18 protein-coding genes and 1 pseudogene are annotated in these 25,749 nt (G+C 71.7%); 9 read left to right on the top strand and 10 right to left on the bottom strand.

From position 1 onward, the window contains the following. Nucleotide 1: 1 nt before the first annotated feature. Complete coding sequence (locus GA0070612_RS01545; RefSeq protein ID WP_231924431.1) at nucleotides 2–667, bottom strand: DUF5753 domain-containing protein; 666 nt, start codon at nucleotides 665–667, stop codon at nucleotides 2–4. 33 nt (nucleotides 668–700) lie between these two features. Then, nucleotides 701–928: pseudogene (locus GA0070612_RS32980) on the bottom strand (helix-turn-helix domain-containing protein); the annotation flags it as partial. A 107-nt stretch (nucleotides 929–1,035) separates the two neighbouring features. On the opposite strand from GA0070612_RS32980, the gene GA0070612_RS31255 reads away from it, so the two are divergent. The 5 genes from GA0070612_RS31255 (at nucleotide 1,036) to purE (ending at nucleotide 8,529) form a co-directional block, all read left to right on the top strand. Further along, nucleotides 1,036–1,323 (top strand): hypothetical protein, encoded by a 288-nt coding sequence (locus GA0070612_RS31255; protein WP_157742396.1) that lies wholly within the window; start codon nucleotides 1,036–1,038, stop codon nucleotides 1,321–1,323. 76 nt (nucleotides 1,324–1,399) lie between these two features. Continuing rightward, entirely contained in the window at nucleotides 1,400–4,567 is a 3,168-nt protein-coding gene (locus GA0070612_RS01540; protein ID WP_088986276.1) for a type I restriction endonuclease subunit R, read from the top strand. Between the two features lie 125 nt (nucleotides 4,568–4,692). After that, nucleotides 4,693–6,738, top strand: a complete 2,046-nt coding sequence (locus GA0070612_RS01535) for a thioredoxin domain-containing protein (protein WP_088986275.1) — start codon at nucleotides 4,693–4,695, stop codon at nucleotides 6,736–6,738. Nucleotides 6,739–6,838: 100 nt separating this feature from the next. Beyond that, entirely contained in the window at nucleotides 6,839–8,014 is a 1,176-nt protein-coding gene (locus GA0070612_RS01530; RefSeq protein WP_088986274.1) for a 5-(carboxyamino)imidazole ribonucleotide synthase, read from the top strand. A gap of 23 nt (nucleotides 8,015–8,037) precedes the next feature. Then, nucleotides 8,038–8,529, top strand: coding sequence for a 5-(carboxyamino)imidazole ribonucleotide mutase (gene purE / locus GA0070612_RS01525; RefSeq protein WP_088991201.1), 492 nt, complete (start codon nucleotides 8,038–8,040; stop codon nucleotides 8,527–8,529). A 98-nt stretch (nucleotides 8,530–8,627) separates the two neighbouring features. Here the strand turns inward: purE and GA0070612_RS01520 are convergent, their stop codons facing one another. After that, the gene (locus tag GA0070612_RS01520; protein ID WP_088986273.1) at nucleotides 8,628–13,514 is read right to left on the bottom strand and encodes an SCO7613 C-terminal domain-containing membrane protein; all 4,887 of its coding nucleotides are present in this window, start codon (nucleotides 13,512–13,514) and stop codon (nucleotides 8,628–8,630) included. A 150-nt stretch (nucleotides 13,515–13,664) separates the two neighbouring features. Further along, entirely contained in the window at nucleotides 13,665–15,092 is a 1,428-nt protein-coding gene (locus tag GA0070612_RS01515) for a UDP-glucose dehydrogenase family protein (protein WP_088986272.1), read from the bottom strand. A 251-nt stretch (nucleotides 15,093–15,343) separates the two neighbouring features. Between GA0070612_RS01515 and GA0070612_RS01510 the strand changes: the two genes are divergently transcribed. After that, entirely contained in the window at nucleotides 15,344–16,513 is a 1,170-nt protein-coding gene (locus GA0070612_RS01510; RefSeq protein WP_088986271.1) for an acyl-CoA dehydrogenase family protein, read from the top strand. Between the two features lie 62 nt (nucleotides 16,514–16,575). On the opposite strand, the gene GA0070612_RS01505 is transcribed toward GA0070612_RS01510, so the two are convergent. Genes GA0070612_RS01505 through GA0070612_RS01485 form a run of 5 tightly spaced genes read right to left on the bottom strand, consistent with a single transcriptional unit; the run spans nucleotide 16,576 to nucleotide 20,744 of the window. Beyond that, complete coding sequence (locus GA0070612_RS01505) at nucleotides 16,576–17,190, bottom strand: hypothetical protein (RefSeq protein WP_088986270.1); 615 nt, start codon at nucleotides 17,188–17,190, stop codon at nucleotides 16,576–16,578. Continuing rightward, nucleotides 17,187–18,578: a hypothetical protein gene (locus tag GA0070612_RS01500; RefSeq protein WP_088986269.1), complete on the bottom strand. Its 1,392-nt coding sequence runs from the start codon at nucleotides 18,576–18,578 to the stop codon at nucleotides 17,187–17,189. Before GA0070612_RS01500 ends, GA0070612_RS01505 begins: the two co-directional genes overlap by 4 nt. Further along, nucleotides 18,575–19,375, bottom strand: coding sequence for an ABC transporter ATP-binding protein (locus tag GA0070612_RS01495; protein ID WP_088991200.1), 801 nt, complete (start codon nucleotides 19,373–19,375; stop codon nucleotides 18,575–18,577). Before GA0070612_RS01495 ends, GA0070612_RS01500 begins: the two co-directional genes overlap by 4 nt. A 20-nt stretch (nucleotides 19,376–19,395) precedes the next feature. After that, nucleotides 19,396–20,193 carry a zf-HC2 domain-containing protein gene (locus GA0070612_RS01490; protein ID WP_197699291.1) on the bottom strand — a complete coding sequence of 266 codons (798 nt, stop codon included), beginning with the start codon at nucleotides 20,191–20,193 and terminating at the stop codon, nucleotides 19,396–19,398. Then, nucleotides 20,190–20,744: an RNA polymerase sigma factor gene (locus GA0070612_RS01485; RefSeq protein ID WP_231924430.1), complete on the bottom strand. Its 555-nt coding sequence runs from the start codon at nucleotides 20,742–20,744 to the stop codon at nucleotides 20,190–20,192. The genes GA0070612_RS01490 and GA0070612_RS01485 overlap by 4 nt, the downstream gene beginning before the upstream one ends. Nucleotides 20,745–21,076: 332 nt before the next feature. On the opposite strand from GA0070612_RS01485, the gene GA0070612_RS01480 reads away from it, so the two are divergent. Continuing rightward, nucleotides 21,077–22,297 (top strand): multidrug effflux MFS transporter, encoded by a 1,221-nt coding sequence (locus tag GA0070612_RS01480; protein WP_088991198.1) that lies wholly within the window; start codon nucleotides 21,077–21,079, stop codon nucleotides 22,295–22,297. A 46-nt stretch (nucleotides 22,298–22,343) separates the two neighbouring features. On the opposite strand, the gene GA0070612_RS01475 is transcribed toward GA0070612_RS01480, so the two are convergent. Continuing rightward, nucleotides 22,344–23,015, bottom strand: coding sequence for a hypothetical protein (locus GA0070612_RS01475; protein WP_088986267.1), 672 nt, complete (start codon nucleotides 23,013–23,015; stop codon nucleotides 22,344–22,346). 23 nt (nucleotides 23,016–23,038) lie between these two features. On the opposite strand from GA0070612_RS01475, the gene GA0070612_RS01470 reads away from it, so the two are divergent. Beyond that, nucleotides 23,039–23,557 (top strand): acyl-CoA thioesterase, encoded by a 519-nt coding sequence (locus GA0070612_RS01470; RefSeq protein ID WP_088986266.1) that lies wholly within the window; start codon nucleotides 23,039–23,041, stop codon nucleotides 23,555–23,557. A 142-nt stretch (nucleotides 23,558–23,699) separates the two neighbouring features. Next, the gene (locus GA0070612_RS01465) at nucleotides 23,700–25,670 is read left to right on the top strand and encodes an acetoacetate--CoA ligase (RefSeq protein ID WP_088986265.1); all 1,971 of its coding nucleotides are present in this window, start codon (nucleotides 23,700–23,702) and stop codon (nucleotides 25,668–25,670) included. The last annotated feature ends 79 nt before the right edge of the window (nucleotides 25,671–25,749 follow it).

The raw sequence follows: 25,749 nt of genomic DNA, 5'->3' as shown, positions 1-25,749 counted from the left end.
CTCACTGCTCACCCATCATCTGCGCAGCCTCCCGTAGCTCCCTGATCGAGTCCCTCTTGCTGAGAGCGGCGGCGCGCAGCTCGTTGAAGATAATCGTACAGCGTGCGGCCTCCTCCGCCTCCCCGTGCACCGCGCCCGTCAAGCCTTCCGAGAAGACGATGCTGGTGTCCGGGGCCGGGAACTCCATGAGAGTGAACGAGGCGATCATGCCGGGGAAGATCGCTTGTCGGTGAGGAAGCACCTGGATCGAGACATGCGGCATCTCGTCGGCGGTGGTAGCCAGATGTAGAAGCTGATCTCGCATCACGGACGGACCGCCAAAGGGGCGCCGCAGCACCGCCTCGTCGAGGATTACCCACAGCTCTGGTGGGTGCTCGCCCGTCAGCCGCTGCTGCCTGTTGAGCTTGATCTGGACCTGTCGATCCGCGTCCTCACTCACCTGCACAGAGGTCGCTCGGTCATTCAAGGCGCGGGCGTACGCCTCGGTCTGGAGTAGGCCGTTGACCACGATCGTCTCGTAGCACAGCAGACCCGTCGCTTCGTGTTCGAAGCTGATGAAGCTGGCGTACGGGCCGGTGATTGTCTGACCGTAGCGGTTCCACCAGCCACGTTGCTTGCTTTCTCGGGCGAGCTGCGTCAGCGCCTCGCGGGTCTCCTCGCTGGTCACCTCTAGGGCGTCCAGTAGGTCATGGAGATCGCGGCTGCGCAGGCCTACGCGACCGTGCTCTACGCGACTGACCCAGGACGCAGAGCGCTCGACCCGCTGGCCGACCTCCTCACCGGTCAACCGAGCCGCGATTCGCAGGTCTCGGAGGATGATGCCGAGTCGACGGCGACGCACCGTGGGGCTTGGTTCGGGCAAGGTGATGGCCTCCTGGCTGGCGCTGCGCGAGCAGATAGGGGTAACTATGGCACATGCGTTTTTCATGTGCCATCTTCAGGTGTGGCTCCTGATACCCGGAGCTGGCCGGTTGCGAGCCGAGTTGACGTGTTGGTGTCACGCCCGGAGGAGCCCTGATAGCCCAGCCTGACAAGATGACGGCCGGTTCGACTGCCCGGCTGATCGTGCCGACGCATCCTTCCTGGTGCACGACGCACCGGGACGGGATCCACTACTCAAGCGAAATTCCGCCATGGGGCAGCGACCGGGTCATCTACGCGGGGAGCAGCCTGTTTCGGATGGATGGGCTGCCGGTGCCGCTTGTCGGGGTCAACCTGCGGCTCTACGCCGCCGACCTGGTCGAGGACTATCCGCTCGATCTCGATCAGGCCCGTATCCTCGCCTGGTCACTCCGGCGGTTGGTGCGACGGGCGACCGCGTAGCCGGCACGTCCAGGGTGATCATGTCGACGGTCGCTGGCCTGGCCAGGTACGTTCTGTCATCGGAGGAGAGTGGTCGATGGCGCAGCAAGCGGGCGGTCTGACCGAGGCCGGGTGGGAGCAGCTCGCGCGGGAGTGGTTCGCCGAGTGGGGCTGGAAACCCGTCGAGGGTGTCGACCTCGCCCCCCGCACTGGGGAGCGTCTTGGCTGGGATGACCTGCTGCTGACCCGGCGTCTTCACCGGGCCGTGGCCCGGATCAATCCGGATCTGCCGGCGACCGCAGTCGAGGATGCGATCGACGCCCTGCGTCGGCCCGAGTCGCAGGACGCCCTCGCCGAGAACTATCGGGTCCATCAGCTCATCACCAGAGGCGTGTCAGGCATCAGCTACCCCGATGCCGCCGGCATCACCCGTGAGCCGACGGTCTGGTTGGTGGACTACGCCGACCCGTACGCGAATGAGTTCCTTGTCGCGTCCCAGGTCAAGGTGACGAGCGGCGATCACGCCCGGCGGCTCGACCTGGTCTGTTACGTGAACGGTTTGCCGCTTGCGGTGGTGGAGCTGAAATCGGCCAGCCGGGGTGAGACTAGCAGCGCGACCGCGTACGCCCAGCTCCGGTCCTACCTGCGGGATCTCGGCCCGGCCGTCTTCGCTGCCCCGGTGGTTTGGGTCGCCAGCGACGGTGCCACCGCGCGGATCGGCACGCCGTTCACTCCGTGGGAACACATGGCACCCTGGAACGTCGACGAGCACGGCCGGCGGGTCGACGTCACCGACGGTTCGGCCCTGGAGGTCATGGTCTCCGGGGCCTTCGAGCCGGCCAGGTTCCTCGATCTCGTCGCCAACTTCATCTCGTTCTCCGTTGACGAACGCGGCGTGTTGGCCACCAAGAAGTTGGCCAAGGCCCACCAGTTCCACGCGGTCAACAAGGCCGTCGAGCGGACGTTGCGGGCGACCCGGACCGATGGCCGCGCCGGCTACGTCTGGCATACCCAGGGCTCAGGCAAGAGCATGGAGATGGTCTTCTACGCCGCCAAGGCGATGCGCCATCCCGCGCTCGACAACCCGACAATCGTCGTCGTCACCGACCGGACCGACCTCGACGGTCAACTCTTCGAGACGTTCGCCGCCAGCCGGCTGCTGCCCGAGACGCAGCCGAAGCGGGTCGGCAGTCGGGACGAGCTGCGCGACCAGCTCCGCGACCGACCTACCGGAGGGATCCTGTTCACCACCCTCCAAAAGTTCGGTCTGTCCGGCGCGGAGCGGGCCGCCGGCCGGGGGCATCCACGGCTCTCCGAGCGGCGCAACATTGTGGTGATCGTCGACGAGGCGCATCGCAGCCACTACGACTTCCTGGACGGCTATGCCCGGCACCTGCGTGACGCCCTGCCGCACGCCGCCTTCATCGCCTTCACCGGCACACCGATCAGGGACATGCACAAGAACACCGGGGCGGTGTTCGGCACCGAGATCGACACGTACGACCTGACCCGGGCCGTCGACGACGGCGCGACCGTCCGCGTCTTCTACGAGAACCGGCACATCCCGGTGCACCTGCCGGCCAACGTCGACCCCGACGACCTGGACGACCGGGCCGAGGACGCGGTGGGCGACCTCAGCCCCGAGGAGCGTCGCAAGGCAGAGCGCGCCTTCGCCGCCATCTCGGCGGTGGTCGGCGCACCCGAGCGGGTACGACAGGTGGCCGAGGACATCGTCGAGCACTGGGAACGACGGAGCGCGGAAATGCGCAAGGTCACCGGGGTGCCGGGCAAGGGTATGATCGTCTGCCTGAGCCGGGACATCTGCGCGCGGCTCTACGACGAGATCGTCACGCTTCGACCGGCGTGGGGTCACGCGGCGGACGACAAGGGTCGGTTGAAGGTCGTCTTCAGCGGTGGACGACACGACGGAGAACGGCTCGCGCCGCACATCCGGACCGCCACCCAGAACAAGGTGATCCAGCGACGGGCCACCGACCCGGACGACGACCTGGAGTTGGTGATCGTGCAGTCCATGTGGCTGACCGGCTTCGACTCACCGCCGCTGCACACGCTCTATGTCGACAAGTTCCTGCGGGGCGCGGCGCTGATGCAGGCGATCGCTCGGGTCAACCGCAGGTTCGGGGAGAAGCCCGCCGGGCTTGTCGTCGATTACCTCGGCATCGCGGACCGGCTGACCGAGGCGCTGGCCGAATACACGGTCGAGGACCAGGAGGAGCGGCCAGTTGGCGCCGACGTCTCGGAAGAGGGCATCCCGCTCGTCGTCGAGCGACATGGCATCGTCTCGGCGCTGCTCGCCGGTTACGACTTCCGAGCCGTACGGGATGCCGGAGGTCCACGCGGTTATCTGGACGCCATCCTCGGAGCGGTCGAGTATCTCCGTGCTCCGGCGCGGGGCGACGACGGGTCGGGTCCGCCGGAGCTGTCTCGACGGTTCACCACCCACGCCCGCGAACTGGGCCGCGCGTTCGCTCTCGCTCCCGCTGCGCCGGAGTTGCGCCATCTGCACCGAGACATCGCCTTCTTCGAGGCCGTACGGCTGTATCTGATCCGGCTTGATGCCGAGGCCAGAGCTGCGCAGGGCCTTCCCAGCACCGCCGATATCGAACTGGCGTTGCGTCAGCTTGCCGCCTCCGCGGTCGCGGCGGATGCCGTCGTCGATGTCTACGGGGTGGCCGGTGTCGAGAAACCGGATCTGTCTCACCTGGATGAAGCATTCATCGAGCGGATTAAGAACCACCCACGACCCAATCTTGCCCTTGAAGCATTGCGTCGGGCCATCGAACGAGGGATCCGGCAGACCCACCGACATAACTTGGTCCGCCAGCGAGCGTTCACCGATCGGCTGCTAGATACGATGCGCCGATACACCAATGGCGCGCTCACCTCGGCGCAGGTGGTCGAGGAACTGGTCCGCTTCGCCCAAGAGGTCGCGGCTGACCGGGGTCGGGCAGCAGTACTCGGTCTGACCGACGACGAGTTAGCGTTCTATGATGCGGTGGCGGCCAACGAATCCGCTATGCGGGAGCTAGGTAGCGACACGTTGGCGGAGATTGCCCACGAATTGGTGCGACGTATCAGAGCCGATGTGACCGTGGACTGGTCAGTTCGTGAACAGGTTCAGGCTCGGATCAGGAGCAAGGTCAAGCGGCTGCTCGCGCGTTACGGCTATCCACCTGATGAGGAACCACGAGCGATCGAACTGGTGCTGGCACAGGCGAAGACCTTTGCCGAAGAGTGGAGCTGATGACCTCTTCCGGCCCGCAACTTCCCGCCTCGAAATGCGCTGCTGGACGGTCCAACCGCACGAGGCGAACTGAGCGTCAGGTGGACGCCGGGCGAACGCCCCTCCGGGGTGGTTATGGTCGTCGGGTGAACCGACTCGCCGACGCCACCAGTCCGTACCTGCTCCAGCACGCCGACAACCCGGTCGACTGGTGGCAGTGGTCCGACGAGGCGTTCGCCGAGGCGAAACGGCGCGACGTCCCCGTACTCATCTCGGTGGGTTACGCGGCCTGCCACTGGTGTCACGTGATGGCCCACGAGTCGTTCGAGAACGAGCAGGTCGGGGCCCTGCTGAACGACAACTTCGTGTCGATCAAGGTGGATCGCGAGGAGCGCCCGGACGTCGACGCGATCTACATGACCGCGACCCAGGCGATGACCGGCCAGGGCGGTTGGCCGATGACCGTCTTCGCCACCCCGGACGGCACCCCCTTCTTCTGCGGCACCTACTTCCCGAGGGCCAACTTCGTCCAGTTGCTCCAGTCGGTGACCACCGCGTGGCGGGAGCAGCGCGAGGCGGTGGTACGCCAGGGCGCCGCCGTGGTCGAGGCGATCGGCGGCGCGCAGGCCGTCGGCGGGCCCACCGCCCCGCTGGACGTGCCGCTGCTCGACGCCGCGGCCGGCCAACTCGCCAAGGAGTACGACGCGACGAACGGCGGCTTCGGCGGTGCCCCGAAGTTCCCGCCGCACATGAACCTGCTGTTCCTGCTGCGCCACCACCAGCGCACCGGTGACCCGCAGAGCTTGGAGATCGCCCGGCACACGGCCGAGGCGATGGCCAGGGGCGGCATCTACGACCAGCTCGCCGGCGGCTTCGCCCGCTACTCGGTGGACGCGCACTGGACGGTGCCGCACTTCGAGAAGATGCTCTACGACAACGCCCTCCTGCTCCGTCTCTACACCCAGCTGTGGCGGCTCACCGGTGACCCACTGGCCCGCCGTGTCGCCCGGGACACCGCCCGGTTCCTCGCCGACGAGCTGCACCGACCGGGCGAGGGCTTCGCGTCCGCGCTGGACGCCGACACCGAGGGCGTCGAGGGTCTCACCTACGCCTGGACGCCCGCGCAGCTCGTGGAGGCGTTGGGCGAGGAGGACGGTGGGTGGGCCGCCGACCTGTTCACGGTGACCGACGACGGCACCTTCGAAGGGGGCACGAGCGTGCTGCGGCTCGCCCGGGACGTGGACGACGCCGCGCCCGAGGTCCGCGCCCGCTGGCAGCAGGTGGTGGGACGGCTGCTCGCGGCCCGGGACACCCGTCCGCAACCGGCCCGCGACGACAAGGTGGTGGCCGCCTGGAACGGGCTGGCGATCACCGCCATCGCAGAGTTCCAGCAGGTCGCTGCCCTGTACGCGTCTCCGCAGGACGAGGACGCCAACCTGATGGACGGCGTGACCATCGTCGCCGACGGGGCGATGCGTCAGGCCGCCGAGCACCTGGCCACCGTGCACCTGGTGGAGGGCCGGCTGCGCCGGGTCTCCCGGGACGGCACCGTCGGCGAGCCGGCCGGTGTCCTGGAGGACTACGGCAGTGTGGCCGAGGCTTTCTGCGCGCTGCACCAGCTCACCGGCGAGGGGCGCTGGCTGACGCTGGCCGGTGAGCTGCTGGACACCGCGCTGGCGCGCTTCGCCGCACCCGGTGGCGCCTTCTACGACACCGCCGACGACGCGGAACGGCTGGTCGCCCGTCCCGCCGACCCGACCGACAACGCCACCCCGTCCGGCCGGTCGGCGTTGATCGCCGGGCTCGTCGCGTACTCGGCCCTGACCGGGGAGACCCGCTACCGGGAGGCCGCCGAGGCGGCGCTCGCCACCGTCGCGCCGATCGTCGGGCGGCACCCCCGGTTCACCGGGTACGCGGCCATGACCGGTGAGGCGTTGCTGTCCGGGCCGTACGAGATCGCCGTCGTCACCGAGGACCCGACGGGCGACCCCCTGGTGGCCGCCGCCCGTCGGTACGCCCCGCCCGGGGCGGTGGTGGTCGCCGGCCTCCCGGACCAGCCCGGTGTGCCGCTGCTCGCCGACCGTCCGCTGGTCGACGGCCGGTCCGCCGCGTACGTCTGCCGGGGTTTCGTCTGTCAACGGCCGGTCACCTCCGTCGAGGAGTTGACCGCCGAGCTGGGTAGCACCCGGTAGTCGTCGGTGCGCCGCGCCGAGCGTCCGGACGGGGCGCCCGGCGCGCGGTCGCCGGCCCTCCGGGGAGGCGCGCCGAGGGCCCGGATAGGCTGGCCGCGCTATGGATTCCCGTACCGGACTGCCTGTTGTCGGCATGGTGGGTGGCGGCCAGTTGGCCCGGATGACCCACCAGGCCGCGATCGCCCTCGGCCAGTCACTGCGTGTGCTCGCGACCGCCCCCGACGACGGCGCGGCGCTGGTCGCCGCCGACGTCCAGTACGGCGACCACACCGACCTGGCCGCCCTGCGCACCTTCGCCAAGGGCTGCGACGTCGTCACCTTCGACCACGAGCATGTGCCCTCCGAGCACATCCGCACGCTGGCGGCGGAAGGGGTGACCCTCTACCCGCCGGCGGACGCGCTGCTGCACGCCCAGGACAAGCAGGTGATGCGGGAACGCCTCACCGAGCTGGGTGCTCCCAACCCGGCGTGGCGGCCGGTCGCCGAGCCCGCCGACCTGGTGGGCTTCGGCGAGCAGGTCGGTTGGCCGGTGGTGCTCAAGGCGGCCCGCGGCGGGTACGACGGCCGGGGCGTCTGGATGGTCGACGACGCCGCCCAGGCCACCGAGCTGGCCGAGACCCTGCTGGCCGGCGGCACCCGGCTGATCGTCGAGGAGCGGGTGCCGCTGCGTCGGGAGTTGGCAGTGCAGGTGGCCCGGTCGCCGTTCGGTCAGGTGGCCGCGTACCCGGTGGTCGAGACCGTGCAGCGCGACGGCATCAACGTGGAGGTGCTGGCCCCGGCACCCGACCTGGACGAGGAGCTGGCGGTCTCCGCGCAGCAGCTCGCCATCGACCTGGCCACCGCGCTCGGTGTGGTCGGTCTGCTGGCCGTGGAGCTGTTCGAGGTCCGTGACGACGCCGGTCGTCCCGCCATCGTCGTCAACGAGCTGGCGATGCGTCCGCACAACTCCGGGCACTGGACCATCGAGGGTGCCCGGACCTCCCAGTTCGAGCAGCACGTGCGGGCGGTGCTGGACTACCCGATGGGTGACACGGCGCTGACCGCGCCGGTGGTGGTGTCGGCGAACGTGCTCGGCGGTGAGCCCGGCGGGATGTCGATCGACGAGCGGTTGCACCACCTCTTCGCCGCCGAGCCGGGCGCGAAGGTGCACCTCTACGGCAAGCAGGTGCGACCGGGCCGGAAGATCGGGCACGTCACGGTGCTCGGCGACGACCTGGAAGACCTCCGGGCCCGGGCGGCACGAGCCGCACGCTGGTTGCGCGAGGGCCACGAGTGAGCGGGAACGAGGAGAGGGCCGCGGTGAGCACCGTCGGGTTGATCATGGGCAGTGACTCGGACTGGCCGACCATGCGGGCCGCCGCCGAGGTGCTGGACGACTTCGGCGTGTCGTACGAGGTGCGGGTGGTCTCGGCGCACCGGACGCCGGTCGCCATGATCGAGTACGGCCGCGACGCCGCCGACCGTGGCGTCAAGGTGATCATCGCAGGGGCGGGCGGGGCCGCCGCGCTGCCCGGCATGGTGGCCTCGGTGACGCCACTGCCGGTGATCGGCGTGCCGGTGCCGCTGAAGCACCTCGACGGCATGGACTCGCTGCTGTCCATCGTGCAGATGCCGGCCGGTGTTCCGGTCGCCACCGTCTCGATCGGCAACGCCCGCAACGCCGGCCTGCTCGCCGTACGCATCCTCGGTGCCTCCGACGAGGGCCTGCGCACCCGGATGACGACCTACCAGCGCGAGCTGGAGGAGTTGGTGGCCACCAAGGAAGCAGCCCTCCAAGAATCCCTCCGCTAGGTCCAAGGGCGTCGATCATGGACTTGTGGTGCCCGAAAAGAGTCGCTTGCGGTTCTTCGTCCCCACCACAACTCCATGATCGACGGGGGCTAGGCGTTTCATCTCATGCCGCGGAGTGCTGTCTGTAGGCGTTCCTGGGCGCGGCGGCGGCGCTCGTTGCTCGCCCCGAGCACGAGCAGCAGGATGCCGACCGGGATGAGCGCCAGCCAGGGTCCGAGGCTGATCAACGCGTGGATCGCCGTGATCGCGGTGACCGACGCGCCGACGATTACCGGGGCCTGCTGCCTTGTGGACGAGCCGAAGATCAGCACCGCGACCGCGCCGAGCAGCAACAGCATCTGCCGCAGAGTGCTGGACTCGGTGGCCAGGACGATGGCCAGGGTCGGCACGAAGGCGGTGACCAGCGCCGGCCCGTACGCCACCCAGCTGCTCAGATCCGGTCGGTGACGCAGTTCGAGGACTCCGACGAGCAGGGCCAGCGCGGCGAACGGCAACGTGTACGCCTCGGGCAGCGCGACGTCGGCCACCCGCATCAGGATCCACCAGGCGGTGATCTCGCAGACCACCACCGCCCAGAACAGGATCCGGCGTTCCACCGGCCGGCGACCGGGCCGGGTCGCTGCCACGCCGAGGACCGCGCCCCAGGCCGCCAGCAGGGCGGCGATGTGTCGGGGCGAGTCGAAGGCGAGGGCCAGGGCGATGAGCGCGGCGGCGTAGCCGCTCCACTGCACGGTGGAGGCTTCCCGCTGCGCCTCGGGTTGCCGCAGCCGGGGCAGGACCGCCGCGAACACCTGGAGGACGGCCCCGACCGCGAGCACCCCGAACGCGGACCAGACCGGGGCCAGCCCGGCGACCAGACCGGCGGTGAGCACGAAGAGCTGCGCCATCAGCGACGCGAAGAGCCAACCGAGGATGCGGGCCCGCTGGGTGGTGCCGAACAGGGCGGCCACCACACCCACGCCGACCGCCCCACCGAGGGTGAACACTGTGAGCTCCCGGGCGGCGAGGCTCCCGGCGAGCCCGGCGCCACCGGCGGCCAACCCGATGACGAACACTAGGACCCGGGCCAGCCGCAGCGAGCGGGCCCGTTCGGCCAGCGGCGGCGGTGGGGTCAACGCGAGGCCGAGCATCGCGATGGTGAAGACGGAGAGCGCGGCGAGGGTGCTCGCCGGCCAGCCGCTGCCCAACGCGATCGGCGTGATCAACAGCGTGACGGCGGCCCCGGGCAGCACCACCGGCACGGCCCGGGAGCGTCGTCCACCGCTGAAACCGGTGGCCGCGAGCGCGGCGGTCGCGGTGAGCAACAGCGCGGTCAGCACGTGGGTGGGGTCGACCACGTCCGGGGGCGGGGTGAGCAGCTCCGGCGGCGGGCCGTCCCAGATCCGGGTCAGTGTGCGGTGCGGTTCGACCAGCGCGGCCACCAGCGCGGGGGCGATCGAGGCGAGGGCCAGGGCGGTCGGAAGGGCCGCCGCGGCCAGCGCACCGGCTGCCGGGTTGAACCGCCACCGTCGTCGTTCCGGGTCGTCCGGCAGCCGGCGTAGGGCCCCGTCGAGGCGTACCGCCCAGCGCCGGACCGGTTGGGCGGCACCGGTGGGCGGCACGGTGGCCGACCGGATCAGCTCGGCCAGCACGCCGAGCAGTGCCGCGGCGGCCGCGTAGACACCTGCGGCGAGGCCGGTGGGGATGGCGGCGAGGGCGCTGATGGTGGCTCCGCCGACCACGGCGGCGCTGACCCAGGGCAGATACTGCGGTACCTCCCGACGGACCGCCGCCACGGCGGCCAGTCCGAGGCTGGACGCGGCCAGCGCCGCGGTCAGCACCACCTGCGCCGAGTGTCCGAACTCGGCGGCCAGCGCCGCCACCGCACCGGGTAGGGCCAGCAGCGCCGCGCCGAGGGCCGCACCACCGATCTGTGCCAGGTGCGGTGGCATCCCCTCGGTGTCGATGTCGGTCACCTGCGGACCGGCCAGGACGCGGGCCAGCGTGGCCACCACCACCCCGATGAGCGCGATGCTGCCCAGGGCCAACGCCGTGGTCCACGGCCGGACCAGGCCGGCTCCGGCGGCGTGCAACGCGATCACGCCGGCCACCGTGGCCCGGGACAGCCCGGCGCGGGCCTCCTCGGTGGCGACCGCGGCGATCCCGAACACGGTGGCGACCATGCCGCCGACCAGGACCGGCGACCACCAGGCCAGGTCGAACGCGGCGGGCGCGCCGATCGTGGCGAGCACCGCCGCCGCGCCGGACGCGTCCCAACGCCAGGGTGGCGGGAGCAGGATGCCGGCGGCGAGGGCCAACAACGCCAACGCGACGGGCGCCTGCCAGGTGGAGCCGCCGACGGGCGCGGCGGGCCAGCCACTCAGGTCGCCCGCCCAGATCGGACCGGGGGTGGCGAGCACGCCGACCCCGCCGCGCACCGCGGACCAGCCGGCGAGTACGCCGATGAGGAGGCCACCGACGGCGAGGCCGAGGATCGGCCCCCGTCGCCACTCCTCCGGCATGCTGCGCGCGCCGACAGCGACGACCAGGACGAGGGCGGCGGCCACCGCCAACTGCCCACCCGGTGCGAGCACCGCGCCGATCCGCACCAGTGTGGCGACCAGGGCGGTGGTGACCGCGGCGGCGGCCAGGTCGGAGCCGTCGAGGGTGAGGTCGGCGCGACGGCCGGCGTCGATGGAGGGGGCCAGGAAGAGCAGCACCGCCGCGACCAGCAGGAGCGCGCCGACCCAGGCGTCGGCGACGGTGGCGCCGGGCGCGCCGAACGCGGCGGCGGTGACGAGCAGCGCGCCCAGCCCGGTGCCGACCGACAGCGGCGCGGGGATGCGACGCTGGGAGACCTGGACGATGGCGGCGTAGCCGAGAGTCACACAGACGGCCAGGAAGCTGGCCGCCAGGACCGGGACGGTCACCTCCCGGAGACTCGCCGGGGTGGGAGTCGGGTCGACCGGCATGGTGGCGGTCACGAACGCGGCCACCGCCCCGGGCAACGCGAACGCGGCACCACCGGCGGCCCAGGCGGTGACGGTGTCGGAGGCCGCGGAGGCGATCCGGATCCGGGGTGCCAACGCGACCAGGGTGCCGGCCACGAACAGGGTGAGCAGGACGGCGGCGGTGAGGGTGGGGCGGCTGAGGCTGGCACCGGCACCGAAGAGGCCCACCACCGCCGCGCCGGCGGCGTGTGCCACCGCGGCGCGGTCGGTGCGGGCGGAGAGCCCGACGACACCGATGCCGATCGAGGTGATCACCATCGGCCAGGGGGCCGCCGCCCACCCGAGATCCAACGAGGCAGGGACGGCGAGCGCGGTCAGGGCCGCGCCGGCGACCGCGAACTCGCGGCGGATCTCCGGGGGCAGTGCCAGCACCGCAGCGATGGTGAGTAGGAACGCGGCACCCGCGAGCTGCCAGGTTGTCGGTCCGACCGCCGCCGCCAGTTCGGCCGGGTAACGGTCGAGGTCGGCGCCCCAGGCGGGCAGCGCAGCCCGGACCGGTGCGACCCCGGCGCGAAGTGCGCCACCGGCGACCACCAGGCCACTGACCGTCAACGCCACCGCCGAGGCGATCTGCGGGCCACGGCGGGCGGCCTCGGGGACCGCGCGGACCGCCAGCCCGGTCACCGTGATGACCAACGCGATCAGCAGCAGCGCCTGGCCGGGCAGCGCCACCGAGACGATTCGGCTGAGCGCACCGATCACCGCCAGGGTGACGATGCCGGCCGCGACGTCGGGCAACGGCGGTCGACGCAGCACCAGCGCGCCGGCCAGCCCGACCGCGGCGGCCAGCAGCAGCACCGCCCCGGCACCGGTGGCCGTCGGCACGGTCTGCGCCCGCAGCAGGGCGGTGACCGCGTACGCCAGAGCGACGGCGACCGCCACCGCGTGCAGCAGCCAGGTCAGCTCGCGCAGCCCGGGCACCGGGCGGGCGGGCGGCGGGTCGGCGGAGCCCGCGTCGGCGTCGATCAGCTCGGCGGCCTCCTCCGGGTCGCCCTCCGGTCGGCTCTCGGCGCTGCGTCGACGGGGCGGCGACGAGGCGTCCGGCAGTGGCAGGTCCTGCCGGACGGGGCGTTCCATCACCACGCCGGAGCGGGCCAGCCAGAGGTCGACGAGGGCGACCAGGGCCAGCACCAGCGCCCAGCCGCCCGGGCCGGTGATCCGCTCGTACGCGAGCAGCGGCAGCACCGGCTGTGCGGCGAGCACTGTGGCGAAGCGGGGCGCGCGCAGGCCCGTCCAGCCGGCGTACCCGAATGCGACGCCCGCCGTGACCGCGAAGATCACCCCGCTGAAGACGGTGGCGGAGACGCCGCCGGTGCCGATCCGGTCCACCGCCCAGAGGGCGTTACCGGCGAGTGGCACGAGGAGAAGGCCGACCGCGGCGATGGTTTCGGCGGTCGAGGTGAGCCCGCGCCGGGCCAGCACCGGCGGTGCGAGGAGCATCAGCACGGTGGCCAGGAGCAGGATGCCGAGCCGGGCCACCGCGTCCATCGAGCTGGTCGCCACGGCGGCGAAGACCACCGCGGCCACGCCGAGCAGCAGCGCACCCAGCCCGAGGGGGATGTTCTGCACCTCGCGCGACGAGGCCTCCGGCGGGTGCTCGGGGTCGTCCGCGTCGAGCCAGCGGGGCGGCGGTGGCGGGTCCTCCGGAGCCGGCGGGGTGTTCTGGCGGGGCACCCGGGGAGGCGCGCCGGTGGTGGCGGTCGGTGGCCGCCGGCCGGGGCGGCGGCGCAGCACCCGACGGGGTCGGGTGGCCTGCTTGACCCGTTCCTCGCCGGCGTGGGCGAGGATGTCCCGCTGGAAGAGCGCGGCCTGCATCTTGGCGGCGATCTGCCGTTGCTCACGGGCGATGGCGGCGTCGCGCGCCTTCATCTCCGCGATGGATCGCTCGATGTCCGCCAGGTGTTCGACCCACTGTGGCTGGTCCGCCCCACAGTGCGGGCATCGGACGGCCGGCTTGATCTCCCGGCCGCACGAGGAGCATTGAAAGGTCGCCACGACACCCCTCCACCCGCACTGTGGACTCCCACTGTCGCAGCATGCCCAAAGCTGGCGCGGATTTCGACTCTTGTCGGCGGGTCCGGGGCAAACAACGACACCGGCCGGCCCCCGAGATGCTCGGTGGCCGGCCGGTTGGCGGGCGTTCGATCAGGGGCGACCCATGCCCCGGTACTCCCAGCCGGCCTGGGTCCACAGTGCCGAATCCAGACAGTTGCGGCCGTCGACCACCTTGCGCCCGTTGACCAGTTCGCCGAGGGCGACCGGGTCGGCGTTGCGGAAGTCGGCCCACTCGGTGAGGACGCAGACCAGGTCGGCGCCGGTGACCGCCTCGTTGATGCCGCTCTCGTAGGTCAGCTCGGGGACCGCGCGGCGGGCGTTGTCGGCGCCCTGCGGGTCGTACACGTGCACGTCGGCGCCGGCCTTGTGCAGCAGCGCGGCGACGGCGAGCGCCGGGGCGTCGCGGACGTCGTCGGTGTTGGGCTTGAAGGTGGCGCCGAGCACGGCGATCCGGGTGCCGGAGAGGTCCGGGCCGGCCGGCCCGGAGCGGCGGCCGAGCAGATCCGCTGCGACGTTCAGCACCCGGGTACGACGGCGCAGGTTGATCAGGTCGACCTCGTGCAGGAAACGCAGCGCCTCGCCGGCGCCCAACTCCTGGGCCCGGGCCTGGAACGCCCGGATGTCCTTCGGCAGGCAGGCACCGCCGAAGCCGAGGCCGGCCTGGAGGAACCGGTTGCCGATGCGCGGGTCGTAGCCGATCGCGCGGGCCAGTTGGGTGACGTCGCCGCCGGACGCCTCGCAGACCTCGGCCATGGCGTTGATGAAGGAGATCTTGGTGGCCAGGAAGGCGTTCGCGGCGACCTTGACCAGCTCGGCGGTGGCGAAGTCGGTGACCACCAGGGGCACCTCGCGGTCCTCGGTGGCGGCCAGGTCGAACACGCCCTTGTGCGCGGCGTAGAGCATGCCGTTCGCCCACTCGCTCTTCACGCCCACCACGATCCGGTTGGGGCGCAGGACGTCGTCGACGGCGAAGCCCTCCTGGAGGAACTCGGGGCTCCACGCCACCTCGACACCGAGGTCGTCGGGGGTGTGCTTGCCGACGAGCTGCTCCACCCACTCGGCCGTGCCGACCGGCACGGTGGACTTGCCGACGATCAGGGCCTTGCGGGTCAGGTGCTGCGCGAGGCCGGTGACCGACGCCTCGACGTACGACAGGTCGGCGCCCATCCCGTCGGCCCGCTGGGGGGTGCCGACGCAGATGAAGTGCACGTCACCGAAGTCGGCGGTCTCGGCGATGTCGGTGCTGAACCGCAGGCGTCCGGCGGCGAGGTTGCGCCGGAGCAGCTCGTCCAGGCCGGGCTCGTGGATCGGCACCTGACCGGCGTTCAGCATCGCGATCTTGTCCGCGTCGACGTCGAACCCGAGCACGTCGTAGCCCAGTTCGGCGTAGCAGATGGCGTACGTCGCACCGAGGTAGCCGGTCCCCAGGAACGTCACCCGCGGCCGAGGCGCGCCCGAGGGCGGTGTCACCGCGGCGATGGCGGGGGTCGGCTGGATGGTGGGGTAGGGGATCGTCACGCCTGTCTTCTCCGCTCGCACTGGCGGCGCGTCGTCGCGTCGCGTTCTGTTGCGGCGCCTGGGCGTGGCACCGGAGGGTTGGCCAACTGTCTGCCCTCCATCATCGCCCAGCGGCGTGGGTGCACCCTCATGCCCATGCCTACGCGCCGGTAACATCTCCTGAACTGCAGTCGCTAGTCTTCAGTCTGCTCGGTCAGCGGTCCGGAGTCGTCACAGACTGCGCATGATAGCGGTGAAGGGGAGGGGCCGACATGGCCGCAGGGGAGTCGTTCGACGTCTACCGGTTGCCCGATGAGCACCAGGCGATCCGGGAGGCGGTCCGGGAGGTCTGCGCGGCGAAGGTGGCCCCGCACGCCGGCGAGGCCGACGAGACCGGGGAGTTCCCCAAGGCGTCCTACGACGCGCTGCGAGCGGCCGACTTCCACGCCCCCCACATCCCCGAGGAGTACGGCGGGGCGGGCGCGGACGCGCTGGCCACCGCCATCGTGATCGAGGAGGTCGCCCGTGCCTGCGCCTCCTCCTCGCTGATCCCGGCGGTGAACAAGCTCGGCACGATGCCGCTGCTGTTGTCCGGTTCCGAGGAGATCAAGCGCCGCTATCTGACGCCGGTCGCGGCGGGTGAGGCCATGTTCTCGTACTGCCTCTCCGAGCCGGAGGCGGGCAGCGACGCGGCGTCGATGACCACCCGGGCGGTGCGTGACGGGGATCACTGGGTGCTCAACGGTGTGAAGCGCTGGATCACCAACGCCGGCGTGTCGGAGTTCTACACCGTCTTCGCCGTCACCGACCCGTCCGCGCGGTCCCGGGGCATCTCGGCCTTCGTGGTCGAGAAGTCCGACCCCGGGGTGAGCTTCGGCGCGCCGGAGAAGAAGCTCGGCATCAAGGGCTCGCCGACCCGCGAGGTCTACCTCGACAACGTGCGGATCCCCGCCGACCGGATGATCGGCGCGGAGGGCACCGGCTTCGCCACCGCGATGAAGACCCTGGACCACACCCGCGTCACCATCGCCGCGCAGGCCGTCGGGATCGCGCAGGGCGCGCTCGACTACGCCAAGGGGTACGTGACGGAGCGCCGGCAGTTCGGCAAGGCGGTCGCCGAGTTCCAGGGCATCCAGTTCATGCTCGCCGACATGGGCATGAAGCTGGAGGCGGCCCGACAGCTCACGTACGCGGCGGCCGGCAAGTCCGAGCGGGGCGACGCGGACCTCACCTACTTCGGTGCGGCGGCGAAGTGCTTCGCCTCGGACGCCGCCATGGAGATCACCACCGACGCGGTGCAGTTGCTCGGTGGCTACGGCTACACCCGGGACTACCCGGTCGAGCGGATGATGCGGGACGCCAAGATCACCCAGATCTACGAGGGCACCAACCAGGTGCAGCGCATCGTCATGGCCCGGCAGCTGCTGGCCGGCGTCGTCTAGTTCGCGTAGCCGCCGGTGGTCCGGTGCGCCGACACCGGCGTACCGGACCACCGGCGGGTCCGTCACCGGTCCGGGGCCGTCTCGGTGGCGGGTCGCAGCGGGCCGCCACGTAGCGCGTACGCCAGCAGACCGGTCACGGCCAGCACGGTGGCGCAGGCGGTGGCAGCCGTGGTGCCGACGGGCTGGGTCAGCCAACTGGCGACCTGGACCCGCACGTCGCTGCTCGGCCCCAGGAACGGCAGGACCGCGACGAGGGTCCAGGTGAGCGGGGCGATCCAGGACAGGGCGGCGCCGAACAGGGCGGTGCCGAGCGCGGTCAGCCCGAGCAGGCCGGCGGTGTTGCGCAGCACGAGGGCGAGCGGCTCGTACCGCACGTCGGTGAGTGCGCTGAGCGACAGCAGGGCGGTGACCACGGCGGCGGCGAGGAGCAGGTGCCCGGCCCGCCGCAGCGGCCAGTTGACCGACGCGGTGCGGTCGAGCGCGTCGTCGGCCCCGTTGAGGGTGGCCCCGAGCGCGACCACCGCCAGCATGATGGTGAGGCTCGCCGTACGGGCGTTGATCGTCGTCGCGGTCGTGTAGGCCGACGACACCACCCACGCCAGCACGATCACCGCGGTCGCGACACCCAGGGCGAGGGGCACCCGACGGGAGCGCAGGTACAGCCGGAGCCATCTCACGGCTTGTCCTCGGGCAGGAGCGCCAGCAGGGCGTCGGGCCGGCAGTCCAGCGCTGCCTCCCGTGCCGCTGCCATCCGTTGCCGCTGCTCGGCCTGCGGCAGGCTCACCAGCGCCTGGTAGGCGCGTTGCGCCCGTTCGGCGTCCGCCCGGTCCCACCAGTCCTCCAGGGCCGGTGGTTGGTCGGTCAGCCAGGCGGCGGCGACCATCCGGGCGAGCGGCTCGTCGTCCCGTTCCGACCCCTCGCCACACTCCTGCTGCCAGGCGGCCCGGAGCAGGAACGGCCGGAAGTAACCGTCGGACAGGTCCGCGCCGCCGGTGCGGGTGATCGACGGGGACTCGAAGACGAGCGTGTCGCCGGGGTGCCGGGGCGGTGACAGGTCGGGTGTGAGTTGCGCCCAGTAGGCGACCTGTTGGGTCTCCACCGCTCGGACCGGTGCGTTGGGTAGCTTCGCCGCGATCACCGCCAGGGCCTCCCGGGCGGGGCCGACGATGTCGGGCAGGGCCCCGGCGTGTGCGCGGGTCACGCAGACCTGCGGGCCGTCGTTGTCGCAGACCAGCTCGACGGCGACCGGATCGGCGGCGACCGCGCCGCGGGTGCCGCCCACGGGCAGCAGCGGCACGGTGACGGCGGCGCCGAGCACCGCGGGGAGCACGGCCAGTGCGATGGCCCGACGCCGGACCGCGCCCAGGAGCAGCAGCCCGGTTGCGGCGAGGGACACCAGCCACACCAGCTGGAGCAGGCTGACCCGGTTGGTGACCGTCTGGAAGTCGTCCACACCGCCGCTGAAGATCGGGACGAGCAGGACCGCCGACGGTTCCGGCCGGAACCTGGTCAGGGTCGAGGCGGTGTCGGCCATCATGACCCACTCCGGTACCAGGCCCACCAGGACGAAGCCGAGCACGGCGAGGACGGGGGCGGTGACCAGGCGGGGCACGGCCCGACCGGCGGCCATGCCCAGCCAGGCCGCGGCGACCAACGCCGGAACGCCGACGGCGATCACGACGACCGCGTTGGCCGGGAAGTACGCCGACGTCCGCACCACCCATCCGGCCGCAAGGAGGAACATCAGGAGGTACGCGCTCACCACCGCGACGGCGAGAGCGCCGGCGGTCGGACCGACGCGCTGCCACCGTGGGCGGACGGTGCTGGCGAACAACTCGTCGACCCGGCAACGGGCGTCCCGGCGACCCAGCAACGCTCCGCCGGCCAGCGCCAGCGGCAGCAGCACCATCAGCATCAACCGTGCGGTGATCGCCAGTTGCATCCACCGCCCGGCGTAGAACTCGGTGGAGGTGAGCACCAGCGCCGTGCCGATGACCAGCGACAGGAGAGCGACACCGAGGGCCGCCGACCGGCGGAGCTCGATGCGCAGAATGCGTCCGGTCACGCCGACACCCGCCCACGGTAGGCGCGCAGCACCGACGAGTAGCCGCGTTCGGTGGCGCTGTCCCCGGCGTCGTCGGCGCCGCCCTGCTCGGCCAGCTCGCCGGTGCTGCCCTGCCACACCAACCGGCCCTCGTTGACCAGCACCACGTCGGTGCACGCCACGGCGACGTCCTCGACCAGGTGGGTGGAGACGAGGACGCAGCTGTCCAGGCCGATCTCCCGCAGCAACTCACGGAAGTCGAGGCGTTGCTCCGGGTCCAGGCCGACCGTCGGCTCGTCGAGCAGCAGCACCGCCGGGTCGTTGACGATCGCCTGGGCGATGCCGGCGCGGCGCAGCATCCCGCCGGACAGCGTCTTCATCCGGGAGTCGGCGCGATCCGCCAGGCCCACCCGTTCGATGGCCCGTTGCACCGCGCCGGGGATGACCGACTTCGGCATCTCCTTGAGCCAGGCCAGGTACTCGACGAACTCCCGGACGGTGAAACGCGGGTAGAAGCCGAAGTGCTGCGGCAGGTAGCCCAGGCCACGTCGTACCCGGCGGAGGTCCGCGCCGGCGGTGACGTCCTCGCCGAGCAGTGTGAGTCGGCCGGCGGACGGTTTCACCACCGTCGCCAGGGCCCGCATCAACGTCGTCTTACCGGCGCCGTTGGGGCCGAGCAGCCCGTGCACGCCGATGCCCAACGACAGGTCCAGCCCGTTGACCGCCAAGTGCCGGCCGGCCTTCACCTGCAACGCCTCGGCGTGCACCGCCCACGGGTAGGTCGACGGCGCGGTCTCCGCCACGCTGACCGTACGCATCATCATGTCTCCGTATCTCGTCATCGGAACGTGCTGGTGGGGAGCTGCGACCGCCATCGGGCCTGGACGAGGACCACGGCCAGCAACAGCACCGTGGTGAGCGCCCAACCGGTCAGGCTGCTGGCCGCGAGGACGGCCGGGAGTCGCCCACCGGCCAGGCTCGGGGCCACCACGGTCACGGACCAGGTGAACGCCAGGGCGAGCGCGGCCCGGTCGATCCCGACCACGGTGCCGAGCGCCAACGCCCCGGCGGTGAAGCCCAGGGCCGGCAGCAACCAGAGGCCGGGGGAGTGCCCGGTGCCCCAGCCGGCCACCGCCAGCACCGGCAGGACCGCGAGCAGCACACCCAACGTGCGGCGCATGAGCAGCGGCAGACCGGTACGGGGTGTGGTGGCCGCCACCTCCCAGGCCGGGTCGACGCGCCGACTCCAGACGGCGGCCACCGGCAGCAGCGGCGCGACCGGCGCGACGAGCAGCACCAGCGACGGCAGGCTGGCGAAGGTCTTCTCGAACAGGACCGCGGCCAGCATCAGCCCGGCGGCGGTGGCGAGCCACGGCAGGATCCGGGCGGCGACCCCGGTACGCGGTAGCCGCCGCCGTCGCACCGGCCCCGGACCGTTGGCGATCCCGGCGCCGACGGTCTCGGCGACCCGGTCCAGCAGGTCACGCGTGCCGGGGTCGACAGCAGTCGTCAGCAGCGCCCGGCAGTCGGCGCAGGTCTCCAGGTGCGCCTCCACCGCCCAGATGGTCGCGTCGTCGACGCCCACACCGCCCGAGGCGTAGTGGGAGATGAGAGCGGGTGCGGGGTGAGTGGTCATGACAGCGCCTCCCGGAGTGCGATTCGGGCCCGTCGCGCGCGGGTTTTCACGGTCCCCTCCGGCATGCCGAGCAGCAGCGACGTCTCCCGGGCGGTCAGCCCGTCGAGGACCATCGCGCGGAGCACCTGTCGGAGCTCCGGGGGCAGCGCGTGCAGGGCCCTTTCGAGGTTGGCGTCCAACCCGCCGGCCAGCGCCTCCTCCTCGGCGGCCGGGGCCACCGTCTCGAAGGTCCGCACCGCCGGGATCCGCTCGCGTCGAGCCCGGCGGCGGAACGCGTCGACCAGCCGGTGGGCGGCGATCGTCCACAACCAGCCCACGGCGGTGCCGGACGCGGCGGACGACTGCGCCTGACTGCCGGCCGACCGCCACACCGCCAGGTACGTCTCCTGCAACACCTCGGCCACCACGTCCTCGTCGGCGCAGCGCCGGCGTAGGCGTGCGGTCAACCAGGGGGCGGTACGCCGGTACAGCGCGTCGAACGCGCGTCGGTCGCCCCGAGCGACCCGGCGGAGCAGTTCGCCCTCGTCGAGCCCGTCCAGACTTCGTCTCACGAAAGGCAAGACGACGCGTACCCCCGTTTCGGTTCTCGTTCCGCCGTGACCGCCGTCACACCTGGCATCCATCGACCGCGATCCGTCGTGGCGTGACTCCCCACACACCGGGAACGACGTACGCCTCCCGGGCGTTCACCCCCACCACGAACCCCTCGCCTCCCCCACCATGCCCGCTGCTCCTGCGGGTGCGGGGACGCCCCGCACCGCGTGTGACGAGACACCCGCTCCGCAGAGAGATCGAGATGATGAAGCAGCCCGTGGAAGAGGCCGGAGCGGGCACCCGCACGGCAGAGCCGACGATCACCGAGGGTGTCCTGCCCGGCGATCTGATGACCAACCGTCAGCGGGTGCAACTCGTCCTCGTGCTGGGCGCGTTGATCGCGATCGGGCCGTTGACCATCGACATGTACCTGCCCGCGCTGCCCGCCATCACGGCTGGTCTCCAGACCACCGAGACCGCTGTGCAGCTGACGCTGACCGGCACGCTCGTCGGTCTCGCCCTGGGCCAGCTGCTGATCGGCCCGCTCTCCGATGTGGTCGGACGGCGGATTCCGCTGCTGGCCGGGCTGGCCGCACACATCGTCGCCTCCGTGCTGTGCGTCTTCGCGCCGACAATCGCGGTGCTCGGCGCCCTGCGGGTGCTCCAGGGTCTCGGCGTCGCGGCAGCCACTGTGGTCGCCACTGCCGTCGTCCGCGACCTGTTCAGCGGGGCGTCCTTCGCCCGGATCTTCTCGCGGTTGATGCTCGTCATGGGTCTCGCGCCGATCCTCGCACCGACGCTGGGCAGCGGCCTGCTGCGCTGGACCGAGTGGCGGGGTGTCTTCGCGGCGCTGGCGGTGCTCGGCGCGGTGCTGATCGTCGTTGCCGCGCTCCGGCTCCAGGAGACCCTCCCGGTGGCGCGTCGGCGGCACGGAGGGGTGGCTGCCACAGTGCGCGACTACCGGGGGCTGTTCAACGACCGGGCGTTCGTCGGCCTGGTACTGGTCGCGGGGCTGGCGATGGCGGCCCTGTTCGCGTACGTCTCCGGGTCGTCCTTCGTCCTCCAGCAGGAGTACGGCCTCAACGAGCAGGAGTTCGGCGTGGCCTTCGGGGCCGGTGCGGTGGGCCTGATCGCGGCCACCCAGTTCAACGTTCGGCTGCTGCGCCGCTACACCCCGCAACAGATCCTGGTCAGCGCCCTGATCGCCGGCACGGCGGCCGGGTTGCTGCTGGTCCTGTTCGCGGCGACCGGCTTCGGTGGTCTGGGCACCCTGCTCGCCGCGCTGTGGCTCGTGCTGGCCGCCGCCGGTCTGGCCCTACCGAACGCCCCGGCGTTGGCCATGAGCCGGCACAGCGAGGCGGCGGGCACCGCCGCGGCGCTGCTCGGCGCCGTGCAGTTCGGCATCGGCGCGTTGTCCGCGCCGCTGGCCGGTCTGTTCGGCACCGGAAGTGTGCCGATGGCGATCGTCATCGCGGGCGGCATGGCCGCCGCCCTGCTGGTCATGCTCGTCGTCGTTCCCCGTGCCGGCCTCGGCACCGTCGACCCGGAGCTCGCGGTCGCGGTGCACTAGCCGTAAGGGACAGCGGGCGGGCCGGTCGCCCGGCCCGCCCGACGATTCAGCGGATCTCGGTGGTGTCCTCCGGACGCGGTTGACTGCGCGGCGGAGCGGACCAGGGTGATTCGCCACCGACCCGCCGCGGCAGCGGCTCGGTCGGCGTCGAGTCAGCCGGGTAACCCAGCGTGAGGGGCGCGGTGTCCCGATCCGTCGGGGTGGCCGGCGGCCAGTCGGTGAGGGTGAAGTCGTCGCTGCGGGGGCCTCCGTCCGGCGCGGGGGCCGGAGTCGCGGCCGGCTCGGTCGCCGGGCGGGGCCACTGCCGCCACCGCTGCATGCTGAAGGTCGCCATCAGCAGCAGCAGGCCGACCAGGAAGAGTGTGCCGTTCTCCACCGGCAGTCGCAGCGGCAGCGGATCACCGAGCACCTTCCACTCGTGCGGGATCGCGTCCCGCACCGTGAAGGGCGCCACGAACATCCCGATGTACGGGGTGACCAGCAGCAACCCAGCCACCAAAGGGCCCAGCGGTGAGAAACGCAGCGTGCCGAGCAGGCCCAACAGGACACCACCGACAGCGAGGTACACGGCCGGCTCGATCAGGTTGGCGGTGTTGAACGTGCCGATCTCCACCCAGCGGTCGACCGTCCGGCTCGACCCGTCCTGCCCCAGTGTGACCAGCACCCAGGTGATGGGCGCCACCACCAGCCCGGCGAGGAAGCTCCAGAGATGTCGCATCCGCGCACCGTACCGTTTTCGACATGACTGAGCACCTCTCCGCCGCACCGGTCGGCAAGCCGACGTCGTACTCGCGCGTCACGTTGAGCAAGATCATGACTGCGGTGGACGTGAACCTCTACGGCACCGTGCACGGTGGGGTCCTGATGAAGTTCGTCGATGACGTGGCGGGTGCCGCAGCCGCCCGGCACAGCGGGGGCACGGCGGTGACCGCGGCGATCGACGAGATCGTCTTCTCCGAGGCGGTCCGGGTCGGTGACCTGGTGCACGCGCACGCGCAGGTGAACTGGACCGGGCAGACCTCGATGGAGGTCGGCGTGCGGGTGGTCGCCGAACGGTGGGACTCGGCCGAGGACGAGGCGGTCCGGGTGGCCACCGCGTACCTGGTCTTCGTCGGAGTGGACGTCGGCGGGGCGCCGCGGACGGTCCGACCGGTGCTGCCGGAGACCGCGGAGGACGAGCGCCGCTACAAGGAGGCGGAGATCCGCCGGGCGCACCGCCTCGCCCGCCGCCGCGCCATCCAGGCCCACCGCGCCGGTTGACCCACACGGGTCGGCGGGGTGGAGTGTGGGACGGGCACGCATCGGTCGGCGTACCCGGTGCGCAGAATGGCGCTTCGAGGTAGGGCAAGATGGCGCCACGGCCCAAACACAACGTCGTGCCGGGCCAGGGGAGGGTGGACCAGTGGGTGACATGCTGTGGGCGCCGCCGGCGGACGTACGCGAGCGGTCCCGGATCGGCGGCTACCTGCGCTGGCTGCGAGAGCACCGGGGGCTGGACTTCGCCGACTACGACGCGCTGTGGCGTTGGTCCACCACCGATCTGGACGCGTTCTGGCGCTCGATCTGGGACCACTTCGAGGTGATCGCGCACACCCCGCCGACCGCCACCCTGGCCGAGCGGGGGATGCCCGGGGCCCGCTGGTTCCCCGGGGCCACGCTCAACTACGCGGAGAACGTGCTGCGGATGCCGGGGCGGGTCGACGACGACCCGGTGGTGATCGCACACGGGCAGACCCGACCGCCGGTCACGCTGACCGCCGGGGAGCTGCGTGAGCAGGTACGCCGGGTGTCGGCAGGGCTTCGTCGGCTCGGCGTCACCGTCGGTGACCGGGTGGCGGCGTACGCCCCCACCATTCCCGAGACGTACGTCCTCCTGCTGGCCACCGCCAGCCTGGGCGCGGTGTTCTCGTCCTGCGCGCCCGAGTTCGGCACCCGCAGCGTCACCGACCGCTGGCAGCAGATCGAGCCGACCGTGCTGGTCGCCGTGGACGGCTACCGCTACGGTGACAAGCCGGTGGACCGGCGCGCCGAGGTGGCAGCGATCCGGGCCGCCCTGCCGTCGCTGCGGCACACCGTCGGCATCTCCTACCTCGACCCGCGGGCCACCCCGCCGGACGACGCGCTGGGCTGGGCCGAACTGGCCGCGCCGACCGACGAGCCGTTGACGTTCACGCCGGTGCCGTTCGACCACCCGCTGTACGTTCTCTACTCCTCGGGCACCACCGGGCTGCCCAAGCCGATCGTGCACGGCCACGGCGGCATCCTGCTGGAACACCTGAAGATGCTCGCCCTGCACCACGACCTGGGCCCGGCGGACCGCTTCTTCTGGTTCACCACCACCGGCTGGATGATGTGGAACTTCCTGGTCTCCGGCCCGGCGGTGGGCGCGACCATCGTGCTCTTCGACGGCAACCCGGGTCACCCCGACCTCGGTGGGCTGTGGCGGTTGGCGGCGGAGACCGGCACCACGTACTTCGGCACCTCCGCCCCCTTCCTCCTGGCCTGCCGCAAGGCCGGGCTGGTCCCCCGGGAGATCGCCGACCTGTCCGCGCTGCGCGGGGTGGGTTCCACCGGTGCGCCGTTGCCGGCCGAGGGCTTCCACTGGGTGTACGAGACCGTCGGCGACCACCTTCAGCTCCAGTCGCTCTCCGGTGGCACCGACGTGTGCACCGGTTTCGTCGGTGGGGTGCCGCTGCTGCCGGTGTACGCCGGTGAGATCGCCTGCCGTGCCCTGGGCTCGAAGGTGGAGGCCCGCTCCGCCGACGGCACCCCGGTCATCGGTGAACTGGGCGAGTTGGTGATCACCGAGCCGATGCCGAGCATGCCGGTGGGCTTCTGGAACGACACTGACGGCGTCCGCTACGCCGAGGCGTACTTCGACGTCTACCCCGGCGTGTGGCGGCACGGTGACTGGATCACCATCAACGAGCGGGGCGGCTGCGTGATCACCGGACGCTCCGACGCCACGCTCAACCGTGGTGGGGTGCGGCTGGGCACCGCCGAGTTCTACTCGGTCGTCGAAGGGCTGGACCAGGTGCTCGACTCCGTGGTCGTGCACCTGGAGGACGACGAAGGCGGCGCCGGTGAGCTGCTGCTCTTCGTGGTGCTCGCCGAGGGTCTGACCCTTGACGACGCGATGCGCGCGACGATCTGCCGCGAACTGCGTACCGCCCTCTCCCCCCGGCACGTGCCCGACGAGATCCACCAGGTGCGATCGGTGCCCCGCACCCTGTCGGCGAAGAAGCTGGAGGTGCCGGTCAAGAAGATCCTCACCGGCACGCCGGTCGACCAGGCCGCGGCCAGGGGCGCGCTGGCCAACCCGGAGTCCCTGACCGCGTTCGCCACCTTCGCCCAGTCGAGGACCTCCGCCTAGGACGGCTGCCCGTCATTGATCCATTCCAGATCGGCGGTGTCGGGGTATCCGTGGCAGGGGATACCGCCAGATCGCCGAT

The sequence above is a fragment of the Micromonospora chokoriensis genome, from assembly GCF_900091505.1.
Classification (GTDB): Bacteria; Actinomycetota; Actinomycetes; order Mycobacteriales; family Micromonosporaceae; genus Micromonospora; species Micromonospora chokoriensis.
The sequence above is the reverse complement of the archived record's forward strand: the minus strand, read 5'-3'. Positions and strand labels throughout refer to the sequence as shown.